This window comes from Microbacterium meiriae, assembly GCF_025143875.1.
GTDB lineage: Bacteria > Actinomycetota > Actinomycetes > Actinomycetales > Microbacteriaceae > Microbacterium > Microbacterium meiriae.
The window spans coordinates 67714-88570 of the sequence record NZ_JAMBDU010000008.1; the positions used below are offsets into that span (position 1 = coordinate 67714).

Here is a 20857-nt window from a genome sequence, read left to right on the forward strand (position 1 = left end):
GGAGACGCCCGTGCGGGCGTCTCCTCCGCCTGCGCGCATCGGGTCGTCACGATCCGACGCGGCGCGGGCTCCGAACGCCCGGGGAACCGTGAACGAGGGGTGGGGGAATGGCAGCCGACCGCTGGGGTGAGGCGCTGGAGCAAGCTGGGGACCGCATCGTCGCCGGCCGTGCGATGGATGGGGACGTCGCCGCATTCGCGGTGCTCGTGCGCAGGTACACGCCGATGATGAGGGCCTACACGCACAGGATGCTGAACGCATCGGCGGAGGTCGACGACATCGTGCAGGATGCGTTCGTGACCGCGTGGCAGCGGTTCGGTGAGCTGGAGGACCCCGCCAAGGTGAAGAGCTGGCTCATGCGGATCGTGAGTCGCAAAGCGGTGGACCGGCTGCGGCAGACGCGGCCGGCCCTCGACGTGGACGAGATCGACCGGCCCGCGCCGCCGCAGGCGTCGCCCGCCGCGGTCGTCGAAGCGCGAGCGGGTGTCGCGGCCCTCGGTGCCGCTCTGCGCGAGCTCCCCGAGGCCCAGCGCGAGTGCTGGGTGCTGCGGGAGCTGGGCGGCTACAGCTACGACGAGATCGCCGAGGAGCTCGGCATCCCCGTCAGCACGGTGCGCGGACTGCTGTCCCGCGCGCGACGATTCCTGATCACACGGATGGAGGCGTGGCGATGACCGATCACCACGAGGACGACCAGCTGCGCCGCCTCGGTCTCGAGCCCGCCGACCTGGACGGGCACACGATCGAGGACCTCAGCGATTACCTGGACGCCGGACGCACCCCGCGGAACCCCGCGATCGAGGAGTCTCCGGGATGCCAGCTCGCGCTCGACGCCCTGGAGAGGCTGCGCGGCCTCGGCAGCGAGCTGATGGATGACGACGCGGCCTCTGCCGCGCCGGTGGACGAGAGCTGGGTGGACCGGATCCTCAGCGGCATCGCGATGGATGCCCAGGCAGGACGCCGTATCCCGTTCGCCTCCGACGATCCGGCCGTGGAGCTGGCGATCACCGAGGGTGCCGTGCGCGGACTGGTCCGTGCCGCGGAGGAGGCCGTCCCCGGGGTTCTGGTCGGCCGGTGCCGACTGGACGGCGACGTGACCGAGCCCGGAGCGCCGGTGCGGGTGATGATCGACGCGAGCGTGCGCCTCGGCGACCCTCTCCGCAGCGTCGCCGACCGGCTGCGCGCCGAGGTGGATGTCCGGCTGCGTCGTCACACCGAGCTGCAGGTCATGGCGATCGACGTCGCGATCACCGACGTCAGGGAGGGGGCATGATGGCCGACGCCGAGCTGACGAAGGAGGAGCGCGCGGATCTCGCGATCCGGATCGAGACCGCCCTGCGCGCCTGCTCGGGGGTGCGCGGTGTGTACCGCTCCGGATCGCTCGTCTCGAACCTCGTGCGTGCGGGGGCGGCCGCCTGGGGCGTCGAGCGCGGTGCCGACCCGATCGTGTCCGTCACCGCGGCGCCGGAGGGCGTGGCGGTCGAGGCCGCGATCGGGGTCGACGGGCGGGTGAGCAGCGTCGCGACCCTGCGGCACGCCCGCGAGACCGTGGATGCCGTGCTGCACGTGGACGGCCTGCGGCGCGACAGGCTCACGCTGACCGTCGCCTATGTGCAGAGCGCCGGGGAGCCGGTGCCGGGGGAGCGCCGCCGCCCGTGACGGCGGCCGGCGGCGCTCCTCACCTCACACCAGGGCGCGGAGGCCTTCGACGAGCGGTGTCGTCGGGCGGCCGATGAGGCGGCGGAGCGTGCCGTCGGTGTCTGCCAGTGCGCCGTCGCGGATACCGGCGTCGAGGGCCACGACGAAGCCGGCGGTGCCCTCATCGAGCCCGGCGGCGCGCAGCGCGGCGAGCTGCTCGTCCGCGGAGAGCGGGAGGAAGGCGACCTCGCGGCCGGTGACCTCGGTCATCGCGGCGGCAAGGTCGGCGTAGGTCCACGCGACGTCTCCGCCGAGCTCGTAGACGGCGCCGATGTGTCCATCCTCCGTGGCCACGGCCGCGGCGGCCTCGGCGTAGTCCTTCCGGCTGGCGGAGGCGACGCGGCCGTCTCCGGTGCCGGCGCTGAGGGCGCCGGTCTCGGCGGCGCGGGCGAGGTCCGCGGCGTAGTTCTCGGTGTACCAGTTGTTGCGGAGGATCACCGCGGGGAGGCCTGCGGCCGCGATGAGCTCCTCGGTGGCCTTGTGCTCGGGAGCCAGGACGAGGGTGCTCGTGGTGGCCTTCGGCGCGCTCGTGTAGATGAACTTCGACACGCCGGCGTCCTTCGCGGCGTCGATCACCGCCCGATGCTGCGCGACGCGCTGGCCCACCTCGGAGCCCGAGACGAGCACGGCGGTGTCCACGCCGTCGAGCGCCGCGGCGACCGATTCCGGGTCGGTGTAGTCGAGACGGACGACGGGCACGCCGAGGTCGGCACCCTTGGCGAGGTCGCGGGCGCCGGCGCGGATCGCCTGCGGCTCGACACCGCGCTCCAGGAGGGCGGCGACGATGAGGCGGCCGAGGTGACCGGTCGAACCGGTGACGAGGATGGTCATGGGAGTCCTTTCGTAGCTGACTCCCCGGACAACCCCGATAGCCGTCGTGAGCATTCCTTTCAGCAGGTACCCACTTTTCGGTAAGGTACCCACATGACGGTGAGTTTTGCGCAGATCCGCGATTCTCAGCCGGCCCTCTTCGATCAGGGGTGCGGCACGCGCGTCGTCCTGGACCACATCATGAGCAAGTGGGGCGTTCTGGTTCTCTCATGTCTCTCCGACGGCACCCACCGCTGGGGAGAGCTGCGCCGACAGGTGGACGGCATCAGCGAGAAGATGCTCGCCTCCACCCTGCGCACGCTCACCGACGACGGCCTGGTGCACCGGGAATCGCTGCCGACGGTGCCGCCGCACGTCGAGTACAGCCTCACGCCGCTGGGGCGCGACCTGATGGAGCGGATGCTGCCCCTGATGGAGTGGGTGGCGGCGCACGCCGACGGAATGCTCGCTCGCGACTGACCCACGGAATCCTTCGCATATCCCCACACGACGCGTGGAATCCGTCGCCGAAACAAAAGGATTGACGGGATACCGCGGCCCGCCGTACTGTTCTGAGCATGGCAACGACGCCCATCCACCTTGAACGACCCGACGGCAAGGGCCTGGCTGCAGGCACCCTCGGCCTGTGGGGATCCACCGTCATCGGTCTGGCCTCCACGGCCCCTGTCTACTCGCTCGTCGCGACGCTCGGCTTCGTCGTGCTCGCGGTGGGCGCCCAAGCACCGATCGCCTTCATCATCGCCTTCGTGCCGATGCTGCTGATCGCCTTCGCCTACCGGGAGCTCAACAACGCCGTCCCCGACTGCGGCACCACCTTCACCTGGGGCACCAAGGCCTTCGGCCCCTGGGTGGGATGGATGGGCGGCTGGGGCGTCGCGGTCGCCGGCATGGTCGTGCTCGCGAACCTGGCGCAGATCGCCTCCGTCTACTTCTGGTCGCTGATCGGACAGGACCTCGAGAACAACGACTGGCGGGTCGTCGTCGTGGCCGTGCTCTTCATCGCCGCCATGACCTGGGTGAGCTGGCGCGGCGTGGAGATCGGCGAGCGCATCCAGAACGTCCTCCTCGCGATCCAGTACCTCGCGCTGGCGATCTTCGTCGTCGCCGCCCTCTGGCAGTTCTTCACCGGCGACGCCCCCGACGCCACGCCGTTCGCGTGGGAGTGGCTGAACCCGTTCGGCTTCACCGACTGGTCGGGCTTCACGGAGGCCATCCTCCTGGCGCTCTTCATCTACTGGGGGTGGGACACCTGCCTCGCCCTCAACGAGGAGACCAAGGACCCGAAGCGCATTCCCGGCCGTGCCGCGGTGCTCACCTGCGTGATCCTCCTGGTGACGTACGTCGCCGTGACGATCGCCGCGATGATGTACGCCGGACTCGGCGAGGATGGCACGGGACTCGGCAACGAGGCCAACGCCGACGACTTCTTCCTCGCCATCAAGGACGGCCTGCTCGGCCCGTTCGGGTGGGTGCTCGTGGTCGCGGTCATCATCTCGGCGATCTCGTCCACCCAGACGACGATCCTCCCGACCGCCCGCGGCACGCTCGCGATGGGCGTGTACCGCGCGCTCCCCGCGAAGTTCAAGGACGTGCACCCCGTCTACAAGACGCCGTCGTTCTCGACGATCGTCATGGGCGTGGTGGCCTCTCTCTACTACGTGGGCATGACCCTCATCAGCGACAACATCCTCCAGGACTCGATCCTGTCGCTCGGACTCGCGATCGCGTTCTACTACGCGATCACCGGCTTCGCCTGCGTCTGGTACTTCCGCGCCGATCTGCGGCGCTCCGCTCGCGACCTGTTCTTCAAGGGGATCTTCCCGCTGGTCGGCGCCCTGCTGCTCACCGGGGCGTTCGTCCAGTCGGCGATCGACATGTGGGACGTCGACTACGGCTACACCGTGCTCTTCGGCATCGGCGGGACGTTCGTGATCGGCATCGGGTCGCTGGCGATCGGCCTGGTCCTGATGTTCCTCTGGTACCTCTTCCCGCGGTCGAAGCGGTTCTTCCGGGGCGAGAGCCTGAACCGGGAGACCCAGGTGATGGTTCCCGAGGAGCCGGGCGCGCTGATCCGATCGGTCGACGGCGGCATCTGACGCACGGGGTGCGCACGCGGCTGTCCTAGGCTGGCCTCGTGCGCATCCGGCTCGACATCGCCTACGACGGCACCCATTTCCGCGGGTGGGCCACGCAGCCCACGCTCCGCACGGTGCAGGGGACGCTGGAGGCGGCGCTCGCCCGGATCGTCGGCTCCGACGTGCGGTTCGTCGTCGCCGGGCGGACGGACGCCGGCGTGCATGCGAGCGGACAGGTCGCGCACGTGGATCTCGACGAGGCGCAGTGGGCGCGGATCGAGGCGCGCCACGGCCGCGCCGCCGAGGACCCGGCCGGCAGCATCGCGGCGCGGATGCGCGGGGTGCTCGGCGCCTACCCCGACGTGACGGTCACCCGCTCCTCTCTCGCCCCCGAGGGCTTCGACGCGCGATTCTCGGCCGTCTGGCGCCGCTACCGCTACCGGCTCGCCGACGACCTCGCCGGATACGACCCGCTGCGGCGGCTCGACACCACCACCATCCGGGGGCGGCTGGACGCGGAGGCGATGGACGCCGCGGCGCAGACGCTCATCGGCCTCCACGACTTCGCCGCCTACTGCAAACCCCGTGAGGAGGCCACGACCATCCGTACGCTGCTCGATTACCGGTGGCAGCGGGACGCGGACGGGGTGCTCGTCGCGGAGGTCAAGGCCGACGCGTTCTGCCACAGCATGGTGCGGGCCCTCGTCGGCGCCTGTGCGGCTGTGGGGGAGGGGCGCCTGGACGTCGGCGATCTCGTCGTGCTCCGCGATGCGCTCACGCGGACGAGTGAGTTCAAGGTCCTCGCCGCCCGCGGGCTGACCCTCACGGAGGTCGGCTACCCGGCAGAGGAGCTCCTGGCCACCAGAGCCGCCCAGACCAGGGCCCGACGCGACCGCGAGAGCGACTGATCGCCGGGATCGGGAGCCGGGGCACAGATGGGGCGGGTAGCGTGGGGACGATCATGAAGGTCATCTCCTACAACCTGCGCAAGCACCGCGCCGCCGGCGAGCTCGCGGCGCTCGTCGATGAGCATGATCCCGACATCCTCTGCCTCCAGGAGTGCGATGTCCCGGAGCTTCCGGATCGGATCGGCGGTCTCGTGCTGGCGGACGCGACGCAGGGCAACAGGCTCGGCCTCGCCCTCTTCTATCGCGAGAGCACCTATCGTCTGCTCGGCATCCGCACCCTCGGCCTGAAGAAGTCGCTGCATGACCGCATCGCCAAACCCGCGCATGAGCGCGTCCTCGGCGCCCGCCTGCGCGACATCGACGACGGCGGCGAGTTCATCGTGGCGTCCTTCCATGCCGCGCCCCTGACGGCGTTGAACTCACTGCGCCGGCACCAGATCCGCGCGGCGCTCGCCGAGCTCGCGACGCTCGGCGAGGGGCTGCCGCAGCTCATGGTGGGGGACTACAACTACCCCGTCTTCAAGGAGAACCTCGGTCAGGCGGTGCGCGATCAGGGATACGCACTGTCCCTCAGCGACGACCACACCTACACGCGGTACCGCGTCTTCCGCGGGCACTACGACTTCGCGACCTCGTCCGGCTTCGAGATCGAGCGCATCACCACGCTGCCGCAGCGCTCCAGCGACCACCGCCCGATCCTCGTGACGGTCCGTCCGAACTGACGCCCGTGCCGGGCGGGTTTGGGGAATGCCGTTCCGGTGGCGTATGCTGACTCTTTGGTGCCCTTCCCTGCCTGCGGGGAAGACGCACATCCGAACGTGAGCCCTCCACTGGCGTGTTCCTCCCCGTAGGGAACGAACCACCCCGGAGTGGGATTCACGAACACCTCCGTTCGACAAGAAAGCAGCACTATCGTGACGCGCACTTACACCCCCAAGGCTGGCGAAGTCCAGCGCGACTGGGTCGTCATCGACGCCACCGACGTCGTTCTCGGCCGCCTGGCCTCGCACGCGGCGACGCTTCTGCGTGGCAAGCACAAGCCGACCTTCGCCAACCACATCGACTCGGGTGACTTCGTCATCATCGTGAACGCCGACAAGGTCGCGCTCACCGGTCAGAAGCTCCAGAAGAAGCTGGCCTACCGCCACTCCGGCTACCCGGGCGGCCTGAAGTCGGTCACCTACGCCGAGCTTCTCGAGAAGAACCCGGTCCGCGCCGTGGAGAAGGCCATCCGTGGCATGCTCCCGAAGAACAGCCTGGGCCGCCAGCAGCTGTCGAAGCTGAAGGTGTACACCGGTGCCGAGCACCCGCACGCCGCGCAGCAGCCCCAGCCGTACACCCTCGACCAGGTCGCCCAGTAAGCGCCGTACAGACTAAGGACATACTCGTGGCTGACATCCAGGACTCCACCGAAAACCTCCAGAACTTCTCGACGTCGACCCCGGAGACCGACGCGGTCGAGGCGGCTCCCCGCCCCGTGCTGAGCGTCCCCGGCGCCGCTGTCGGCCGTCGCAAGCAGGCCATCGCCCGCGTGCGTCTGGTCCCCGGCTCGGGCACCATCACGGTCAACGGCCGTACGCTCGAGGACTACTTCCCGAACAAGCTGCACCAGCAGCTGATCAACGACCCGTTCACCGCGCTGAACCTCGCCGGTGCGTACGACGTGATCGCCCGCATCTCGGGTGGTGGCGACTCCGGCCAGGCCGGCGCCCTGCGTCTCGGCATCGCGCGTGCCCTCAACGGCATCGACGCGGAGAACAACCGCCCGACCCTGAAGAAGGCCGGCTTCCTCTCGCGCGACGCTCGCGTCAAGGAGCGCAAGAAGGCCGGACTCAAGAAGGCCCGTAAGGCGCCTCAGTACTCGAAGCGTTAAGGTCCACTGCTCCGATGCCGATCTTTGGCACGGACGGCGTGCGAGGACTCGCCAATGGCATCCTCACCGCCGACCTGGCGCTCACCCTGGCCCAGGCGACTGCTGTCGTCCTGGGCCAGGGCCGTACGGCGGAGGCTCGCAAAGCCGAAGGCAAGCGACTCACCGCCGTCGTCGCCCGTGACCCCCGGGTCTCCGGGCACTTCCTGACCGCTGCCGTCGCCGCGGGCCTCGCCTCTTCCGGAGTCGACGTCCTCGAGGCCGGGGTCATCCCCACGCCGGCTCTGGCGTTCCTCGTGGCGGATCGCGATGCGGACTTCGGCGTGATGATCTCCGCCTCGCACAATGCGGCGCCCGACAACGGGATCAAGATCTTCGCCCGTGGCGGACGCAAGCTCCCCGACGTCGTCGAGCAGCGCATCGAGGAAGCCATGCATGGCGAGATGCTGCGCCCGACCGGTGCCGGCGTCGGCCGCATCGACCGCTTCTCCGATGCGGAGGACCGCTACGTCGTCCACCTGCTCGGCTCGCTGCCGCACCGCCTCGAGGGCGTCCACGTCGTGCTCGACTGCGCCCATGGCGCCGCTTCCGGGGTGTCTCCCGAGACGTTCCGCGACGCCGGTGCCGAGGTCACCGTGATCGGTGCCGACCCCGACGGCTGGAACATCAACGACGGCGTCGGCTCCACGCACCTCGACAACCTGGCCGAAGCCGTCGTCCGCCTCGGCGCCGACGTGGGCATCGCCCATGACGGCGACGCCGACCGCTGCCTCGCGGTGGACGCGCAGGGCAACGTCGTGGACGGCGATCAGATCATGGCGATCCTGGCGCTGTCGATGAAGGAGCGCGGCCGTCTCACCGACGACACGCTCGTCGCGACGGTCATGAGCAATCTGGGTCTGCACGTCGCGATGCGCGAGCACGGCATCACGGTGCGCCAGACGGCCGTCGGCGACCGCTACGTGCTCGAGGACATGAACGAGGGCGGGTACGCGCTCGGCGGCGAGCAGTCCGGCCACGTCATCATGAGCGAGTACGCGACCACGGGGGACGGCCTGCTCACAGGTCTCCATCTCGTGGCCGAGATGGCGCGGCAGGGCAAGTCCCTCGCGGAGCTCGCATCGGTCATGACGGTCTACCCGCAGCTGCTGATCAACGTCCGCGACGTCGACAAGGATCGCGTCGCCGAGGACGAGGTCGTGCAGCAGGCGGTGCGCGATGTCGAGGCTGAACTCGGCGACACCGGGCGCGTGCTGCTGCGCAAGTCCGGCACCGAGCCGCTCGTGCGGGTCATGGTCGAGGCCGCCGACTCCGAGTCGGCCCGGACCTACGCGGAACGTCTCGCGGCGGTCGTGCGGGAGCGCCTCGCGCTCTAGGACCGCCGTCTCCGAACCGGTCGGTCGCCTCGGCGGCCGGCCGGTTCGTCGTCTCCGGAGGCCGCGTTCAGCGGGCGGCGCAGAGGCGGCTCGTCGTCCCCTCGGCCAACGTCGCCGTGGCGCAGTCATCGAGGGTGAGTCGCGGTGCCTCGGTCATCGACGGCGCATCCTGCAGGCCGAGATGCGCGCCGGTGAGCACCACCAGCGGCACCGCCCAGCCCCAGCGCTCCGCGGCGACCCATTCGACGTCGTTCTCCTCGACCCAGGCCCGCAGCGGCTCGACGTCGGCCCGCTGCTGGGCGAGCGTCAGCCCGGGGGACGTGACGGTGCCTGCGACGTGCAGCACCGCGCCCGCCGCGACGATCATCGCGACCAGGGCCGCCGCGACGGTCCCGCCGAGCCGCCACGCGCGTCGCTCGGGAAGCCGCGCGACCGACCAGACCGCGACGGCGGCGAGGACCGGGAAGAAGGCGAGGACCCCCGGCGCGGGATGCCGGACCCACAGCGGCAGACGCGACGCGGTCGCCCACCAGGTCACGAAGGCGAGGGCGCCGACGACGGCGGCGAGTGCGTAGGCGATGACCACACGTTCCTCTTCCGTCGCGGTGCGCCAGCGACGGGCGACGCCGAGCGTCACCAGAGCGAGGGTGAGGACAGCGCCGAGGAGCGCGACGGCGGGCGGCAGCGACCAGGAGTCGGCGAGCGTGCCGAGCTTCTGCAGCACCGTCGTCGCGGCGTCGGCCTGGCCGCCGCTGCGCACGAAGCGGACGAACGCGCGCAGGTGCTCCACGAATCCGGCCGGGCCGAGAGCGAGGAGCGCCCCCAGCTCGAACAGGGCCGTCGGCACCGCCGAGAGGAGGAGCGGCAGCCAGGCGCGGCGCAGGGCGTCGCGGACGCGTACCCATCCGTGGCCATCGGCGAGGACCCACAGCGCGACGGCGTAGGCAGGGAGGGCGAGCGCGGCGATGAGCTTGGCCTGCACTGCGAGACCGACGAGAAGCCCCGCGAGCCAGGCCCGTCGCGGGAGCACGGCGAGAGCCCAGACCAGGAGCGCCGCGGCGGGGATCTCGCCCAGCAGGTCGGCAGGCCCCTGGATGGGGGAGACGCCGGCGCCGGCGGTGAACGCCAGGGGGACCGCGACGGCGAGAAGTGCCGCCCACCGCCCGCCGATACGACGGCCGAGGACCGCGAGTCCAGCGAGGAGCAGCAGGCAGAAGGCGAGCGGCACGAGTCGGGCCGCCAGAACCGGGTCCATGCCGGTCGCCAGGAGCGTCGCGACTGGGAGGAGCACGACGGGCCCGGTGGAGATGCGGGGGTCGAACGGCGTGATCGTCGAGCCGGACAGGGCGCCGTCACTGGCGTATCCGAGCCCGGCGAGGAGGTTGCGGGGCACGGTCAGATTGAACGCCTCGTCCTCCCAGAAACGGGACACCGTGAGGCTGTGCCAGGCGAGGGCGACGTGGCCGATCACGAGGGCGGCGGCCGCCACCCAGAAGAGGGCCGTGCGCAGCCGGCTCATCGGCGCACGGGCTCCGGACGACGGACGGCCCGGAGCGGAGCGGACGGACGCAGCGAGAGGAGCCAGGCCTCGCTGAGGGCGGAGCGCACGAAGACGCGCAGGCGCTTCGGTGGCAGGGGGAGCCCGCCGCCACGGCCCCACATGGTGCCGGTGCTGGATGCACCGCGGCGCGGGATGCTGGCGACGCGGACGTAGCGCACGCGGAAACCGCCCCGCGCCTCGGCGAGCGAGAAGTGTACGTGCGGCACCGTCGCGTCCGCGGGCACCGCCTCGACCAGGACTCGCAGAGCCTCGGGACGGTAGGCGCGCAGGGGCGTGTTCACGTCCGGGATGCGGCGACCCGCTGCGACGGCGATGAGGAGGCCGACCGCGCCGGTGAGCGTCTTGCGGTACCAGGGATCGGTGCGTCCGTCGCGCACGCCGTGCACGACGTCGGCCTGCTCGTCGGTGAGCGCACGCAGCAGCCGGGGGAAGTCGGCGCCGTGGAACTGCCCGTCACCGTCGACGTGCACGAGCGCGTCCGGGTCTGCGGCGAGTCCGGCGCGATAGGCCGCGAGGGCGGTCGGACCGTGGCCGCGGTTGGTCGCCTGCACGACGACGGTGGCGTCGGCGACGTCGTCGAACACGGTCGCGGTGGCGTCCGTCGAACGATCGTCGGCGATGTGGAAGGAGACCTCGTCGGCCAGAGGCTCGACCGCCGACCGGATCTCGTCGATGAAGCCCCGGATGCCCTCCACCTCGTTGTAGGCGGGCATGACGATGGCGAGGTGGCGGAGAGTCACGGAGTCCTTGCGGTGGCGGGCTGCAGAGGTGTCAGCCAGTAGCCTAGTTGAGCCATGAATCCTCCCTCCCGACTGCGTCGCCTCGCCGGCGTGGGCAGCCGCTTCCTCGTGGTCGGGGCGCTGAGCACCCTGATCGAGGTCGGCGTCTTCAACCTCCTCGTCTACGCCTGGGGGTGGGACGTCGTCGCCGCGAAGATCGTGGCCTCGCTCGTCGCCCTCATCAACGCGTACATCGGCAACCGCGAATGGACCTTCCGCCACCGCGATCGCCGGGGACGGGCCGCGGAGGTCGCCCTGTTCCTCGCGACCAACGCCGTGTGCACCGCGCTCGGGGCCGCGCTCGTGTGGGTCGGCGTCGAAGCGGTCGGCGGCATCCTCGGCCGCACGCCCGGAGCCGTGGCGGTCAACCTCGTGAACCTCGTCAGCATCGTCATCGTCGTGCTGCTGCGCTTCGTGCTCTACCACTCGATCGTCTTCCGGGTCGCGTCGCCGAAGGCCTGAGCGGCCGACGGGGTCGGCGTCAGGCACGGGCGGTGGTGCGCTTCTTCGGGGCGCTCTTCCTGCCCCACCCGCGTCCGAACTTCGCGGTGACCCTGGTGGAGGGGCTGCCGTCGAGCTCGTGGGTCGAGCCGTAGGTGTACGCCCCGTAGCCGTAGCTGTCCGGTCCCTTCGTCGGCAGCATGGTGACCACGACGCCCAGCATCTGCACGCCGGCGTTCTCGAGAGCGCGGACGGCGCCCGAGAGCTCCTGCTTCTTGGTCTTCCCCGAGGCGGCGGCGAGGATGACACCGCGCGTCTTGGTCCCCAGGACCGCCGCGTCGGTCACCAGGAGCAGCGGCGGGGCGTCGATCAGGACATAGTCGAAGTACTCGCCCAGCGCCTGGAGCACGTCGTCCATCGCCGACGAACCGAGCAGCTCACTGGGGTTCGGCGGAACCTGTCCGCTGGGGAGGACGTAGAGGTCGTTGCGACCCCACTTCTGGAGGGCGTCCGCCACGTCCATCCGGCCGATCAGCACATCGGTGAGACCGGCGCCACCCTCGAGGCCCATGTAGTCGGCGACGCGGGGAAGGCGGAGGTCGCCGTCGAGGAGGGCGACGCGCGCGCCGGTCTCCGCAAGGGCGATCGCCAGGTTCGCGGTCGTAGTCGACTTGCCCTCGCCGGGGCCCGCGCTGGAGACGACGAAGATGCGCGGTCCGCTGTCGAGGTTCAGGAACTGCAGGTTCGTCCGCAGGCTCCGGAAGGACTCCGCGCGGGGGCTTCGCGGATCGGCGTGCACGATCAACGGACGCTTCGGTGCCTCCGGGTCGAAGGCGATGCCGCCGAGCACCGGGCGGTCGGTGAGCGCCTCGATGTCATGCAGGGTGTGGATGCGGTTGTCGAGCACGGTGCGCAGCATGGCGATGCCGACGCCCAGCGCGAGGCCGATGACGCCCCCGAGCAGGATGAGCATGCGCGTGTTCGGGCTCACGGGGGAGGTGGGGACCGCGGCCGGCTCGGTCACGGTGATCTGCACGGGGCTCACCGCGCCCTCGGCGGCCGGCTGCTCCAGTGTGTTCTGCACCGCGTTCTGGAAGCTCGCCGCTACGGCGTCGGCGATCTCCGCCGCTCTGGCCGCGTTCCCGTCGGCGACGCTGACGTCGATGAGGACGGTGTTCAGCGGCGTCGTCGCCGTGACGCGACGGCTCAGGCTCGAGACGGTCTCGTCGAGATCCAGTTCCTCGATGACCGGGTCGAGCACGAGGGCCGTGCCCACCACGTCGACGTAGCTGGTCACCATCTGCCGCGCGAACGTCGTTCCCTGCACGAGGTCGCCGGTCGCGGCGCCCTCCGTGCGGACCGAGACGTACAGCTGCGTCGAGGCGACGTAGGAGGGCTGCTGAAGTGCCGCGTACCCGGCACCGCCCACGACGCCGAGGACGAGCAGGATCAGGATCATGATCCAGTTGCGGTGCAGGATGCGCACATAGTCGCGAAGTTCCACGCGGCAGTTCTTTCTGTTGCTGGGCAGCTCCCGGTCGTCGGTGAGCCGCGGAGTCAAATCCCGATGTTCTCACACAACGCGGGCGTCGCGCCGCGCGTCTGCGTCATCGCGGAACACCTGCCTGTGCGGCGGCCTGCGCGGCGGGATCCCGCCGACCTGTCGGGGCCTTCGTGAGGACGGTCCCGAGGACCGTGGCGCCGACCGCTTCGATGCTCTTGGCGGCAGCGGAAATACGCCCGGACGGAGTGCTGCCGGACGCGGCGACGAGGATCGCTCCGGTGGTGACGCGGGCGATGACCGCGGCGTCCGTCACGAGGAGCAGGGGCGGTGCATCGATGACGACCACGTCGAAGGCGGTGGAGGCCGCCTGCACGAGCTCCTCCATCGCCGATGACCCGAGCAGCTCCGCCGGATTCGGAGGCACGGTGCCGGCTGGCAGCACGAACAGTGCGCTGCGTCCCCACCGCTGGATGACGTCGTTCAGCCGCACGCGGCCGACCAGGACATCACTGAGGCCGACGCCGCCTTCGATCCCGAAGTAGTCCGCCACGCGTGGGAGCCGGAGATCCGCATCGATGAGAGCCACGCGATGCCCGGCATCGGCGAAGGCGAGGGCGAGGTTAGCCGCCGTCGTGGACTTGCCCTCTCCCGGGCCGGAACTCGTGATGACGAAGACGCCGCGGTTCTCGCGGAACAGGAAGTGCACGTTCGTGCGGAGGGCGCGGTAGGCCTCGGCACGCGCGCTCTGGGGCGCCGAGCTGATCGCGAGGGGTCGCTCCTCGGTGCCGGTGTCGAAGGGGATGCGCCCGAGGAGGGGAACGGGCACGGCCGCCTCGATGTCCGCCTGCGTGCGTACGCGCTGATCGAGCAGCGAACGAAGGAGCGCCGCTGCCAGGCCGAGACCGAGCCCCACGACCGCTCCTATCGTCAGCGACAGCGGCATGTTCGGTGCGACGGGTGTCGTGGGCACCTGGGCTGCCTGCAGGGTGACGACGCGGATGGAGAACGGGGTCTCCTGGCCACGGTTCTCGAGGGTGTCAGCCACCACGGCGGTGAAGCTCTCCGCGATGCCGTTCGCGATCCGGGCCGCCTGGCCGGGGTTCGTGTCACCGACCTGGACGGTCACGATCGAGCTGTTCAGCTCCGAGGAGACCGCGGTGGCGGCGGCGATGTCCGAGGGCGACGCCGACAGGCCGAGGTCCTCGATCACGCGGTCGAGCACGAGTGAGCTCGTGACGACGTCACGGTAGGTCTGGATGATCTGTGTGGCGTAGCCTGTGGCCTGCGCGCGCTCCGTGGGTGAGGCCGTCTCCGACAGCTGCACCGTCACCATCATCTGGGTCGACGCCTCGAAGCGCTGCGGGGTGAGCATCGCCACCACCGCGCCTACCGAGAGCCCGATGAGCAGCCCGGACAGGATGACGACGATCTGCCGTCGGACGATCCGGAGATAGTCCTGGAGCTGCATCGGTCTCCCCGCGTGGTCAGGCCGGATGGGCGGTATGTTCTCTTGAGACTACCGATTCCCTGAAGGCGGCATGACGGCTCTCGACGAACTCTTCCCGGACGGTCCGCGCGCGGACCGTGAGAGCTCGGCCGTGCGCGAGGCGGCGTCCGGTGCACGGTTGCGCGAGCTCGTCGGGGATCCGCGCTCCCGTGCGCCCCGCGCCGCCGGCGTGACGGACACGCGGGAGCTCGCGCGCCGGGCGGAGGCCGCGGCCCGCAGTGCGGTGCCCTTCGCCGCCGCCGCCCCCACGGTTCCCCGGGAGGCCCCGCGCCGCCGTCGGCGGCTCGATCCGCTCTCGGTTTCCGCCGCCGCGCTCGCCGTCGTCGCGGTCATCGGCGCGGTCACGGTCGGCGGGATCCAGGCCGCCACGGCCAGCCCGGCAGCCAGCGCGCTCGAATCCCTCCGAGCCGACGAGGCGACCATCCAGAACACGCATCAGGCGCTCACGGCGACGCGGGACGGCATCGTCGCCGACATCGGAACCCAGACCGCGGAAGCGACGGCGCTGCGCGCTGCTCTGCTCGACACCGCCACCGTCCCCGACCCGCTCTCTTCGGAGGGCGCCGTGGTCGACGTGACCGACCCCGCGCTCCGGCAGGCCGCGGTCGCGGCGCTCGACACGTACCTCGCCGGTCTCGCCGCCATCGCGGTCCCCGAGGCTCCGGCAGAGTACCGGCGCGGAGAGGTCGACGAGGACTCCCTGGTCGAGGTCGGGGGCGCCATCGACGCGGCCCAGGAACGCCTGGAGGTGCTCGATGGCGAGACGGCCGAGATGCGAACGGTCCGAGGGACGCTCGACGCGCTCCGGCCCGCGGCTGCTCCGGCTCTCACGGCCTTCGCCGACTCGTTCGTCCGCTCCGCCGAATCCGCGACGGAGGAGCGACCGGGGGCTGGGGAGCCGTTCCGCGTGGCCGTGACCCAGACGGCCGCAGCCGCGGCCGCCGCCGACCCGTGGGCCGCGGATGCGCAGACGGCCTACGCGGCCTACCGCGATGCCTTCGGCGCGCTCGTCGACGACCAGCTGCGCGCCGAGCGCGAGGAGGCTGATCGCCGCGCGGCGGAGCAGCAGCCGAGCTTCCCGCAGAATCCGCAGAACGGCGGCACCACTCCGCCCGACCCGATCGAGTCTCCCGCCCCTACGGACCCGGACACGCAGGAGGGCGAAGGCACGCCCTAACGCACGGACCTTCTCGTTTCCTGTGAGAGCATGGCACACAGGTGGAGAAAAATGCGGGGGAGCAGACTGTCGTGAGCGGCGCACACATGATCGGCGAGGAAGCCGAAGAGCCCGGGCTGTCGCCGCAGGCATCGGTGAAGCAACGGCGCCGTCGCGGGTTCGCCGCACTGGTCGACGGGGCGTGCTGGAGCTTCGGGGTGGTCCTCGCCGTGGCGCTCCGGTTCGAGTTCCAGATGGATGCGCGGGGGTGGATCGCGACCACCGTCCTCGCGGTCGTCGCCGGCGCGATCCAGATCATCGTCGGCTTCGCCACCGCGCTGTACCGCGGCCGGTTCACCTACGGGTCCTTCGACGAGGTCCGCACGCTGGCGTTCATCGTCGTCGCCGAAGCGCTCGCGCTGTCGCTCGTCGTCATCCCGCTCGGCCCGGTGATCGGCATCCCCCGCGCGACACTGATCCTCGCCTTCCCCTTCGTCCTGCTGCTCATGTTCGGCGTGCGGTATGTGGCCCGTCTCCTCATCGAGCGTTCGCGTAAGCCCGGGGTGGACGCGGAGCCTGCGCTCATCATCGGCGCCGGATTCGTCGCCGACAAACTCCTCGCGAACATGACCACGGACCCGTTGTCCCCGATCCGGCCCGTCGGGCTCCTCGAAGACGACCCGGACAAGCGGAACCTGCGCCTGCGCGGGGTGGCGGTGATCGGCACCACGCGGGACATCGCCGCCGCGCGTGCCCGCACCGGGGCCACTCTCGCGGTGATCGCCATCGCCCGCGCCGACAGCTCCCTGCTGCGCACGCTCACCGATCGCGCCGAGGCGGCGGGGCTGCGCGTGGCGGTGACCCCCAGCATCGAGATGATGACCTCGGGGACGCGGGCGCTCACCGACGTCCGCGACATCAGCATCGAGGACCTCATCGGCCGTCACCCCGTGGAGACCAACGTCGAGCTCATCGCCGGCTACATCACGGGTCGTCGCGTGCTCGTGACCGGCCCCGGCGGCTCGATCGGCGCCGAGCTCTGCCGACAGCTGGCGAAGTTCGGCCCCCGCGAGCTCATCATGCTCGATCGCGACGAGACGGGGCTGCAGTTCGCGCAGCTCGGCACCGCCGGTCACGGGCTGCTCGACACGCCGGACGTCGTGCTCGCCGACATCAGGGAGACGGCGACGCTCGACCGGATCTTCGACGAGCGCCGCCCGGAGGTCGTCTTCCACGCCGCCGCGCTCAAGCACCTGCCGATGCTCGAGCAGTACCCCGACGAAGCCTGGAAGACGAACGTCATCGGCACGCTCAACGTGATCAACGCCTCCCGGCGCGCGGGCGTGTCGACCTTCGTCAACATCTCGACGGACAAGGCCGCCAACCCCACCAGCGTTCTCGGACACTCCAAGCGCGTCGCGGAGAAGCTCACCGCCTGGGCGGGAGAGGACACCGGCATGCGGTACCTCTCTGTGCGCTTCGGCAACGTGATCGGCAGCCGCGGTTCGATGCTCCCGACGTTCCAGCGCCTGATCGCGGAGGGACGGCCCATCACCGTCACGCACCCGCAGGCGACGCGGTACTTCATGACCATCCCCGAAGCCTGCCAGCTCGTCGTGCAGGCGGGCGGCATCGGTCGCGCGGGGGAGGTGCTCATCCTCGACATGGGCGAGCCCGTGTCGATCCTCGAGGTCGCGAAGCGGATGATTGCCATGTCCGGTAAGGACATCGAGATCGTCTTCACCGGGCTGCGCAACGGCGAGAAGCTGCACGAGGAGCTCGTCGGGTCTCGGGAGAGCCTCGAGCGCCCGTTCCACCCCAAAGTCTCCCACACACGTGCCGAAACGATCACGCCCGACCGCCTCGACAAGGAAGGCTGGATGCGCCGGATGTTCGCGACCCCCCGCGAGAACGACACCGTCGCTATCGAGCCGATCCAGCTCGGACCCCGCTGATGCTGTCCGAGCTCGCGCTCGTTGGCACCACCGCGCTGGTTCTGGGGGTGCTGCTGCCTTTCGCCATCCGTCCTCTCCTCGCCCGTATCGGGTCGGTCGATGTCCCGAACGACAGATCGTCGCATTCGGCTCCGACCCTGCGTGGTGGGGGCCTTGCTCCACTCCTCGCCTGGGACGCGGCGCTCGTCGTCAGCCTGCTCCTCGGGATGCCTGACGTCGCCCCTGTCCTCATCCTTCTGGCTGCAACGAACTTGGCTGCGGCCGTGGGCTTCGTGGACGATGTGGTCAGCTTGGGCTCGGGTGTGCGCCTGCTGCTGCAACTCGCGATCGGTGTCGGTTCTGGCCTCGCGGTAACGGCCCTCTTCGGACTATCCCCGTGGTGGTCTGTCCTGATGATGATCGCTATTGCCGGCTATATCAACGTCGCGAACTTCATCGACGGCATCAACGGCATCTCCGGTGTTCATGGTGCGATAGCGGGACTGGCGTTCGTGGTGGCGGGTTCGACTGCGGGGCAGATGTGGCTCGCCGTCGCGGGCATCGCGCTCGCCGCCGCCTTCGTCGCTTTCCTTCCGTGGAATCTGCGGCGTCCGAGCCTATTCCTCGGTGATGTCGGAAGCTACCTCCTTGGGGCCGTCATCGGCGTGGTCGTAGTCATGGCCTTGGCGGCAAGCGTGAGTCCGCTTCTCGTCGTGCCGGTTCTCGCCCCTTGGCTCGCCGACACGATGACGACGATCGTGCGTCGGTTTGCTCGCGCTGAGGGCGTGCTCTCGGCCCATCGGACTCACGCCTATCAGCGACTTACAGATACGGGTCTCTCCCACGGTGTCGTCACCGTTATCGCAGGATCGGTGAGCGCGAGTTCGGCGGTGCTGGGCTATCTCTCCTGGACGCAGGCGGTGCCAACATGGCTCGGGCTTGCGGGCGTCGCCGCCTTGTCAGTGGCCTACGTCGCGCTACCGAGGATTCGCGGCTCGCGCCTACCGATGCCGGTGAACCGGCCGTTCGTGTCGAGTGTCCCGGCAGCCGCCGCTGCGGCCAACCCACGTCAGCGCCGTCGATGGGCCGTCGTCGGAGCCTCTGGTTTCGTTGGCTCGGGCGTTGCCGCGCATCTGCGTTCTCGTGGTTACGAGGTGCAGGAGCTGCGCGCGCCGCGTCTCCGATGCGATGCTCATCAGCTGTCCGGTGAGTCGATCGTTCGCCAGGCGAGCGTCGATCCTGTGGCCGCCGCGATGGCGAGTCAGCTCGCCGGCGTGGATGTCGTCATCAACGCCGCGGGCGCCGCCGCCCCGGACGCCGATGCCACGCAGGACCTCTGGGGAGCCAACGCCTACCTTCCGACGGTGCTCGCCGAAGCCAGCCGGCGCGCGGGAGCGGCGCGATTCGTGCACCTCAGCTCCGCAGCCGTCCAGGGGCGGGCTAAGGTGCTGGACGAATCGACGCGCTACGCGCCGTTCTCTCCCTATTCACGATCGAAGGCGCTGGGCGAGGTCGGCCTCCTCATGCTCGCCGATTCTGATCGCGCCGCGCGGCCGGGCATCATCATTGTGCGCGCCACCTCTGTACAGGGCCCGGGACGGCCGACTACGCAACGACTGCGCCGATTGGCGGCATCGCGGCTGGCGAGCGTCGCGTCGCCTGGGAGCCAGCAATCGGTCGTGAGCGGCCTGCATGGCTTGGCGGCCACGATCGAAGCAGTCGGAAGAGAGCCCGGCGCGGTCCCCGGCATCGTGCTGCAACCTTGGGAGGGGCTATCGGTTAGTGACGTGCTTCGCACGGCCGGTTCGCGACGTCCTCTGGTCCTTCCCCGCTGGCTCTGCACGATAGCGCTCTCTGCCGGCTACTTCGCGGGACGCGTCGCCCCGGCCTTCGCGGGGCTCGCGCGACGACTGGAGATGATGTGGTTCGGTCAGACCCAAGAAGTGGGATGGGCGAGCCCCCGCGTTGCGCGCGACGAACGGTGGTTGCAGCAGGTGCTGGCCAGCGGGGAGGTGCGAGATGACGGGTGATCGTCCTTCGATCCTCTTCGGTGTCACCATCGATTACCAGATGCGCTACCACGAGGGTCTTTATCAGCGTCTCGCCGATGACGGTTGGGACGTGCACCTAGTGAGCGGGGCCGGACCGATCGGTGAGGCGCTCGCACAGTATCCGGGTGTGTCCGCACACGTGCTTCCGATGGCGCGGGCGCCGCACCCCATCGCCGATCTGCGTGCCCTATGTCGGTGGTGGTGGTTGCTGAAGCGGTTGCGGCCGAGGGTCGTGGTCGTCGGAACTCCGAAGGCAGGACTGCTCGGCGGGATTGCTGCCGCGATGCGTCGTGTGCCGGTGCGCCTGTACGAACTGCATGGCCTCCGTCTGGAAAGCGCCCGGGGGCCTCTGCGGGTGCTCCTGCGAATGATGGAGCGCGTCAGCGGCGCGACGGCGACCCAGGTGGTCGCCGTCGGGCCGTCGCTCCGTGAGCGCGCGCTCGCGGAGCGCCTAGTCCCGGCGGAGAAGATCGTCGTGCTCGGAGCGGGAAGCCCGAACGGCGTCGACGTTCGACAGTTCGGCGACGCGCGGCATGACGCTACCGCGCGATCCACTATGCGTGAGCACCTCGGCATCCCGGCTTCCGCGCAGATCGTGGTCTTCATGGGGCGACTCACCGCAGACAAAGGGCTCGCCGCGCTGGCCGAGGCGATGGCCGTCGTTCAGCAGCATTCTCACGCATGGTTGGTGATCGTTGGAGGCATCGATGACGCCTCGGGAGTGGAAGGTGAACGGCTTCTCCGAGAGGCCGTCGCCCGGCTCGTCGTCGTCGGCGAGGTCGCGGATGTAAGGCCGTATCTCGCCGCAGCCGACGTCTTCTGCCTCCCTAGCCGCCGGGAGGGAATGCCTACTGTCGTACTGGAAGCGTTCGCCGCAAGAGTGCCGGTCGTGGCGACGCGCGCTACCGGCATCGTCGATCTCGTCACCGACGGAAAAACTGGCTGGCTCGTTCCGGTCGACAATGCCCCTGCACTCGCTCGTGCTCTCCGTCAGGCACTCGACGATCGGGAGACGGCCCGGCGGATGGCTGACGCGGCGGCGGCACTAGTTTCAGAGAGATTCGACAGAGAGATCGTACAACGGACGTGGATCAGTACGCTCGAGCAGATACGCCAGCAGAGCCGGGGCTCCCGATGACGCCGACCTCGAGCCCCGTTGCCCCGTT

Annotated in this window: 20 protein-coding genes; 15 read left to right on the forward strand and 5 right to left on the reverse strand. The window is 70.1% G+C overall.

Annotated elements, in window-relative coordinates; translation table 11 throughout:
- Nucleotides 1–107: 107 nt before the first annotated feature.
- The 3 genes from M4D53_RS07175 to M4D53_RS07185 are packed head-to-tail and all read left to right on the forward strand — an operon-like array spanning nucleotide 108 to nucleotide 1659.
- Nucleotides 108–674 (forward strand): RNA polymerase sigma factor, encoded by a 567-nt coding sequence (locus M4D53_RS07175; RefSeq protein ID WP_259953005.1) that lies wholly within the window; start codon nucleotides 108–110, stop codon nucleotides 672–674.
- Nucleotides 671–1273, forward strand: a complete 603-nt coding sequence (locus M4D53_RS07180; RefSeq protein WP_259953006.1) for a hypothetical protein — start codon at nucleotides 671–673, stop codon at nucleotides 1271–1273. Before M4D53_RS07175 ends, M4D53_RS07180 begins: the two co-directional genes overlap by 4 nt.
- A complete protein-coding gene (locus tag M4D53_RS07185) occupies nucleotides 1270–1659 on the forward strand; it encodes a hypothetical protein (protein WP_259953008.1) in 390 nt (129 codons plus the stop codon). The genes M4D53_RS07180 and M4D53_RS07185 overlap by 4 nt, the downstream gene beginning before the upstream one ends.
- Nucleotides 1660–1683: 24 nt before the next feature.
- Here the strand turns inward: M4D53_RS07185 and M4D53_RS07190 are convergent, their stop codons facing one another.
- Nucleotides 1684–2529, reverse strand: a complete 846-nt coding sequence (locus M4D53_RS07190) for an SDR family oxidoreductase (RefSeq protein WP_259953011.1) — start codon at nucleotides 2527–2529, stop codon at nucleotides 1684–1686.
- A 93-nt stretch (nucleotides 2530–2622) separates the two neighbouring features.
- Here M4D53_RS07190 and M4D53_RS07195 point away from each other — a divergent pair, with 93 nt between their 5' ends.
- From M4D53_RS07195 to glmM, 7 genes are all read left to right on the forward strand, one after another.
- Nucleotides 2623–2988 (forward strand): winged helix-turn-helix transcriptional regulator, encoded by a 366-nt coding sequence (locus tag M4D53_RS07195; protein WP_187663379.1) that lies wholly within the window; start codon nucleotides 2623–2625, stop codon nucleotides 2986–2988.
- Between the two features lie 98 nt (nucleotides 2989–3086).
- The gene (locus M4D53_RS07200) at nucleotides 3087–4625 is read left to right on the forward strand and encodes an APC family permease (protein ID WP_187663380.1); all 1539 of its coding nucleotides are present in this window, start codon (nucleotides 3087–3089) and stop codon (nucleotides 4623–4625) included.
- Between the two features lie 38 nt (nucleotides 4626–4663).
- A complete protein-coding gene (gene truA, locus M4D53_RS07205) occupies nucleotides 4664–5512 on the forward strand; it encodes a tRNA pseudouridine(38-40) synthase TruA (protein ID WP_187663381.1) in 849 nt (282 codons plus the stop codon).
- Nucleotides 5513–5565: 53 nt separating this feature from the next.
- Nucleotides 5566–6234, forward strand: a complete 669-nt coding sequence (locus M4D53_RS07210) for an endonuclease/exonuclease/phosphatase family protein (RefSeq protein ID WP_136052048.1) — start codon at nucleotides 5566–5568, stop codon at nucleotides 6232–6234.
- Nucleotides 6235–6426: 192 nt separating this feature from the next.
- A complete protein-coding gene (gene rplM, locus M4D53_RS07215) occupies nucleotides 6427–6873 on the forward strand; it encodes a 50S ribosomal protein L13 (RefSeq protein WP_187663382.1) in 447 nt (148 codons plus the stop codon).
- Between the two features lie 26 nt (nucleotides 6874–6899).
- Nucleotides 6900–7385 carry a 30S ribosomal protein S9 gene (gene rpsI, locus M4D53_RS07220; protein ID WP_025104384.1) on the forward strand — a complete coding sequence of 162 codons (486 nt, stop codon included), beginning with the start codon at nucleotides 6900–6902 and terminating at the stop codon, nucleotides 7383–7385.
- Between the two features lie 14 nt (nucleotides 7386–7399).
- Complete coding sequence (gene glmM, locus M4D53_RS07225; RefSeq protein ID WP_259953017.1) at nucleotides 7400–8758, forward strand: phosphoglucosamine mutase; 1359 nt, start codon at nucleotides 7400–7402, stop codon at nucleotides 8756–8758.
- A 67-nt stretch (nucleotides 8759–8825) separates the two neighbouring features.
- On the opposite strand, the gene M4D53_RS07230 is transcribed toward glmM, so the two are convergent.
- Both M4D53_RS07230 and M4D53_RS07235 read right to left on the reverse strand, forming a co-directional pair.
- Nucleotides 8826–10277 carry a hypothetical protein gene (locus M4D53_RS07230; RefSeq protein WP_259953019.1) on the reverse strand — a complete coding sequence of 484 codons (1452 nt, stop codon included), beginning with the start codon at nucleotides 10275–10277 and terminating at the stop codon, nucleotides 8826–8828.
- Nucleotides 10274–11059, reverse strand: coding sequence for a glycosyltransferase family 2 protein (locus M4D53_RS07235; RefSeq protein WP_259953021.1), 786 nt, complete (start codon nucleotides 11057–11059; stop codon nucleotides 10274–10276). The genes M4D53_RS07230 and M4D53_RS07235 overlap by 4 nt, the downstream gene beginning before the upstream one ends.
- A 54-nt stretch (nucleotides 11060–11113) precedes the next feature.
- Here M4D53_RS07235 and M4D53_RS07240 point away from each other — a divergent pair, with 54 nt between their 5' ends.
- On the forward strand, nucleotides 11114–11560 hold the full coding sequence (locus M4D53_RS07240; RefSeq protein WP_187663385.1) for a GtrA family protein: 447 nt from the start codon (nucleotides 11114–11116) through the stop codon (nucleotides 11558–11560).
- A 19-nt stretch (nucleotides 11561–11579) separates the two neighbouring features.
- On the opposite strand, the gene M4D53_RS07245 is transcribed toward M4D53_RS07240, so the two are convergent.
- Nucleotides 11580–13043, reverse strand: a complete 1464-nt coding sequence (locus tag M4D53_RS07245) for a tyrosine-protein kinase domain-containing protein (protein ID WP_259953023.1) — start codon at nucleotides 13041–13043, stop codon at nucleotides 11580–11582.
- Between the two features lie 103 nt (nucleotides 13044–13146).
- Nucleotides 13147–14511 (reverse strand): tyrosine-protein kinase domain-containing protein, encoded by a 1365-nt coding sequence (locus M4D53_RS07250; RefSeq protein WP_259953026.1) that lies wholly within the window; start codon nucleotides 14509–14511, stop codon nucleotides 13147–13149.
- A gap of 70 nt (nucleotides 14512–14581) precedes the next feature.
- Here M4D53_RS07250 and M4D53_RS07255 point away from each other — a divergent pair, with 70 nt between their 5' ends.
- The 4 genes from M4D53_RS07255 (at nucleotide 14582) to M4D53_RS07270 (ending at nucleotide 20829) form a co-directional block, all read left to right on the forward strand.
- Complete coding sequence (locus tag M4D53_RS07255; protein WP_259953029.1) at nucleotides 14582–15727, forward strand: hypothetical protein; 1146 nt, start codon at nucleotides 14582–14584, stop codon at nucleotides 15725–15727.
- Between the two features lie 71 nt (nucleotides 15728–15798).
- On the forward strand, nucleotides 15799–17661 hold the full coding sequence (locus M4D53_RS07260) for a polysaccharide biosynthesis protein (protein WP_259953031.1): 1863 nt from the start codon (nucleotides 15799–15801) through the stop codon (nucleotides 17659–17661).
- Nucleotides 17661–19670, forward strand: a complete 2010-nt coding sequence (locus M4D53_RS07265; protein ID WP_259953033.1) for an NAD-dependent epimerase/dehydratase family protein — start codon at nucleotides 17661–17663, stop codon at nucleotides 19668–19670. Before M4D53_RS07260 ends, M4D53_RS07265 begins: the two co-directional genes overlap by 1 nt.
- A complete protein-coding gene (locus tag M4D53_RS07270; RefSeq protein ID WP_259953035.1) occupies nucleotides 19660–20829 on the forward strand; it encodes a glycosyltransferase family 4 protein in 1170 nt (389 codons plus the stop codon). Before M4D53_RS07265 ends, M4D53_RS07270 begins: the two co-directional genes overlap by 11 nt.
- Nucleotides 20830–20857 lie beyond the last annotated feature (28 nt).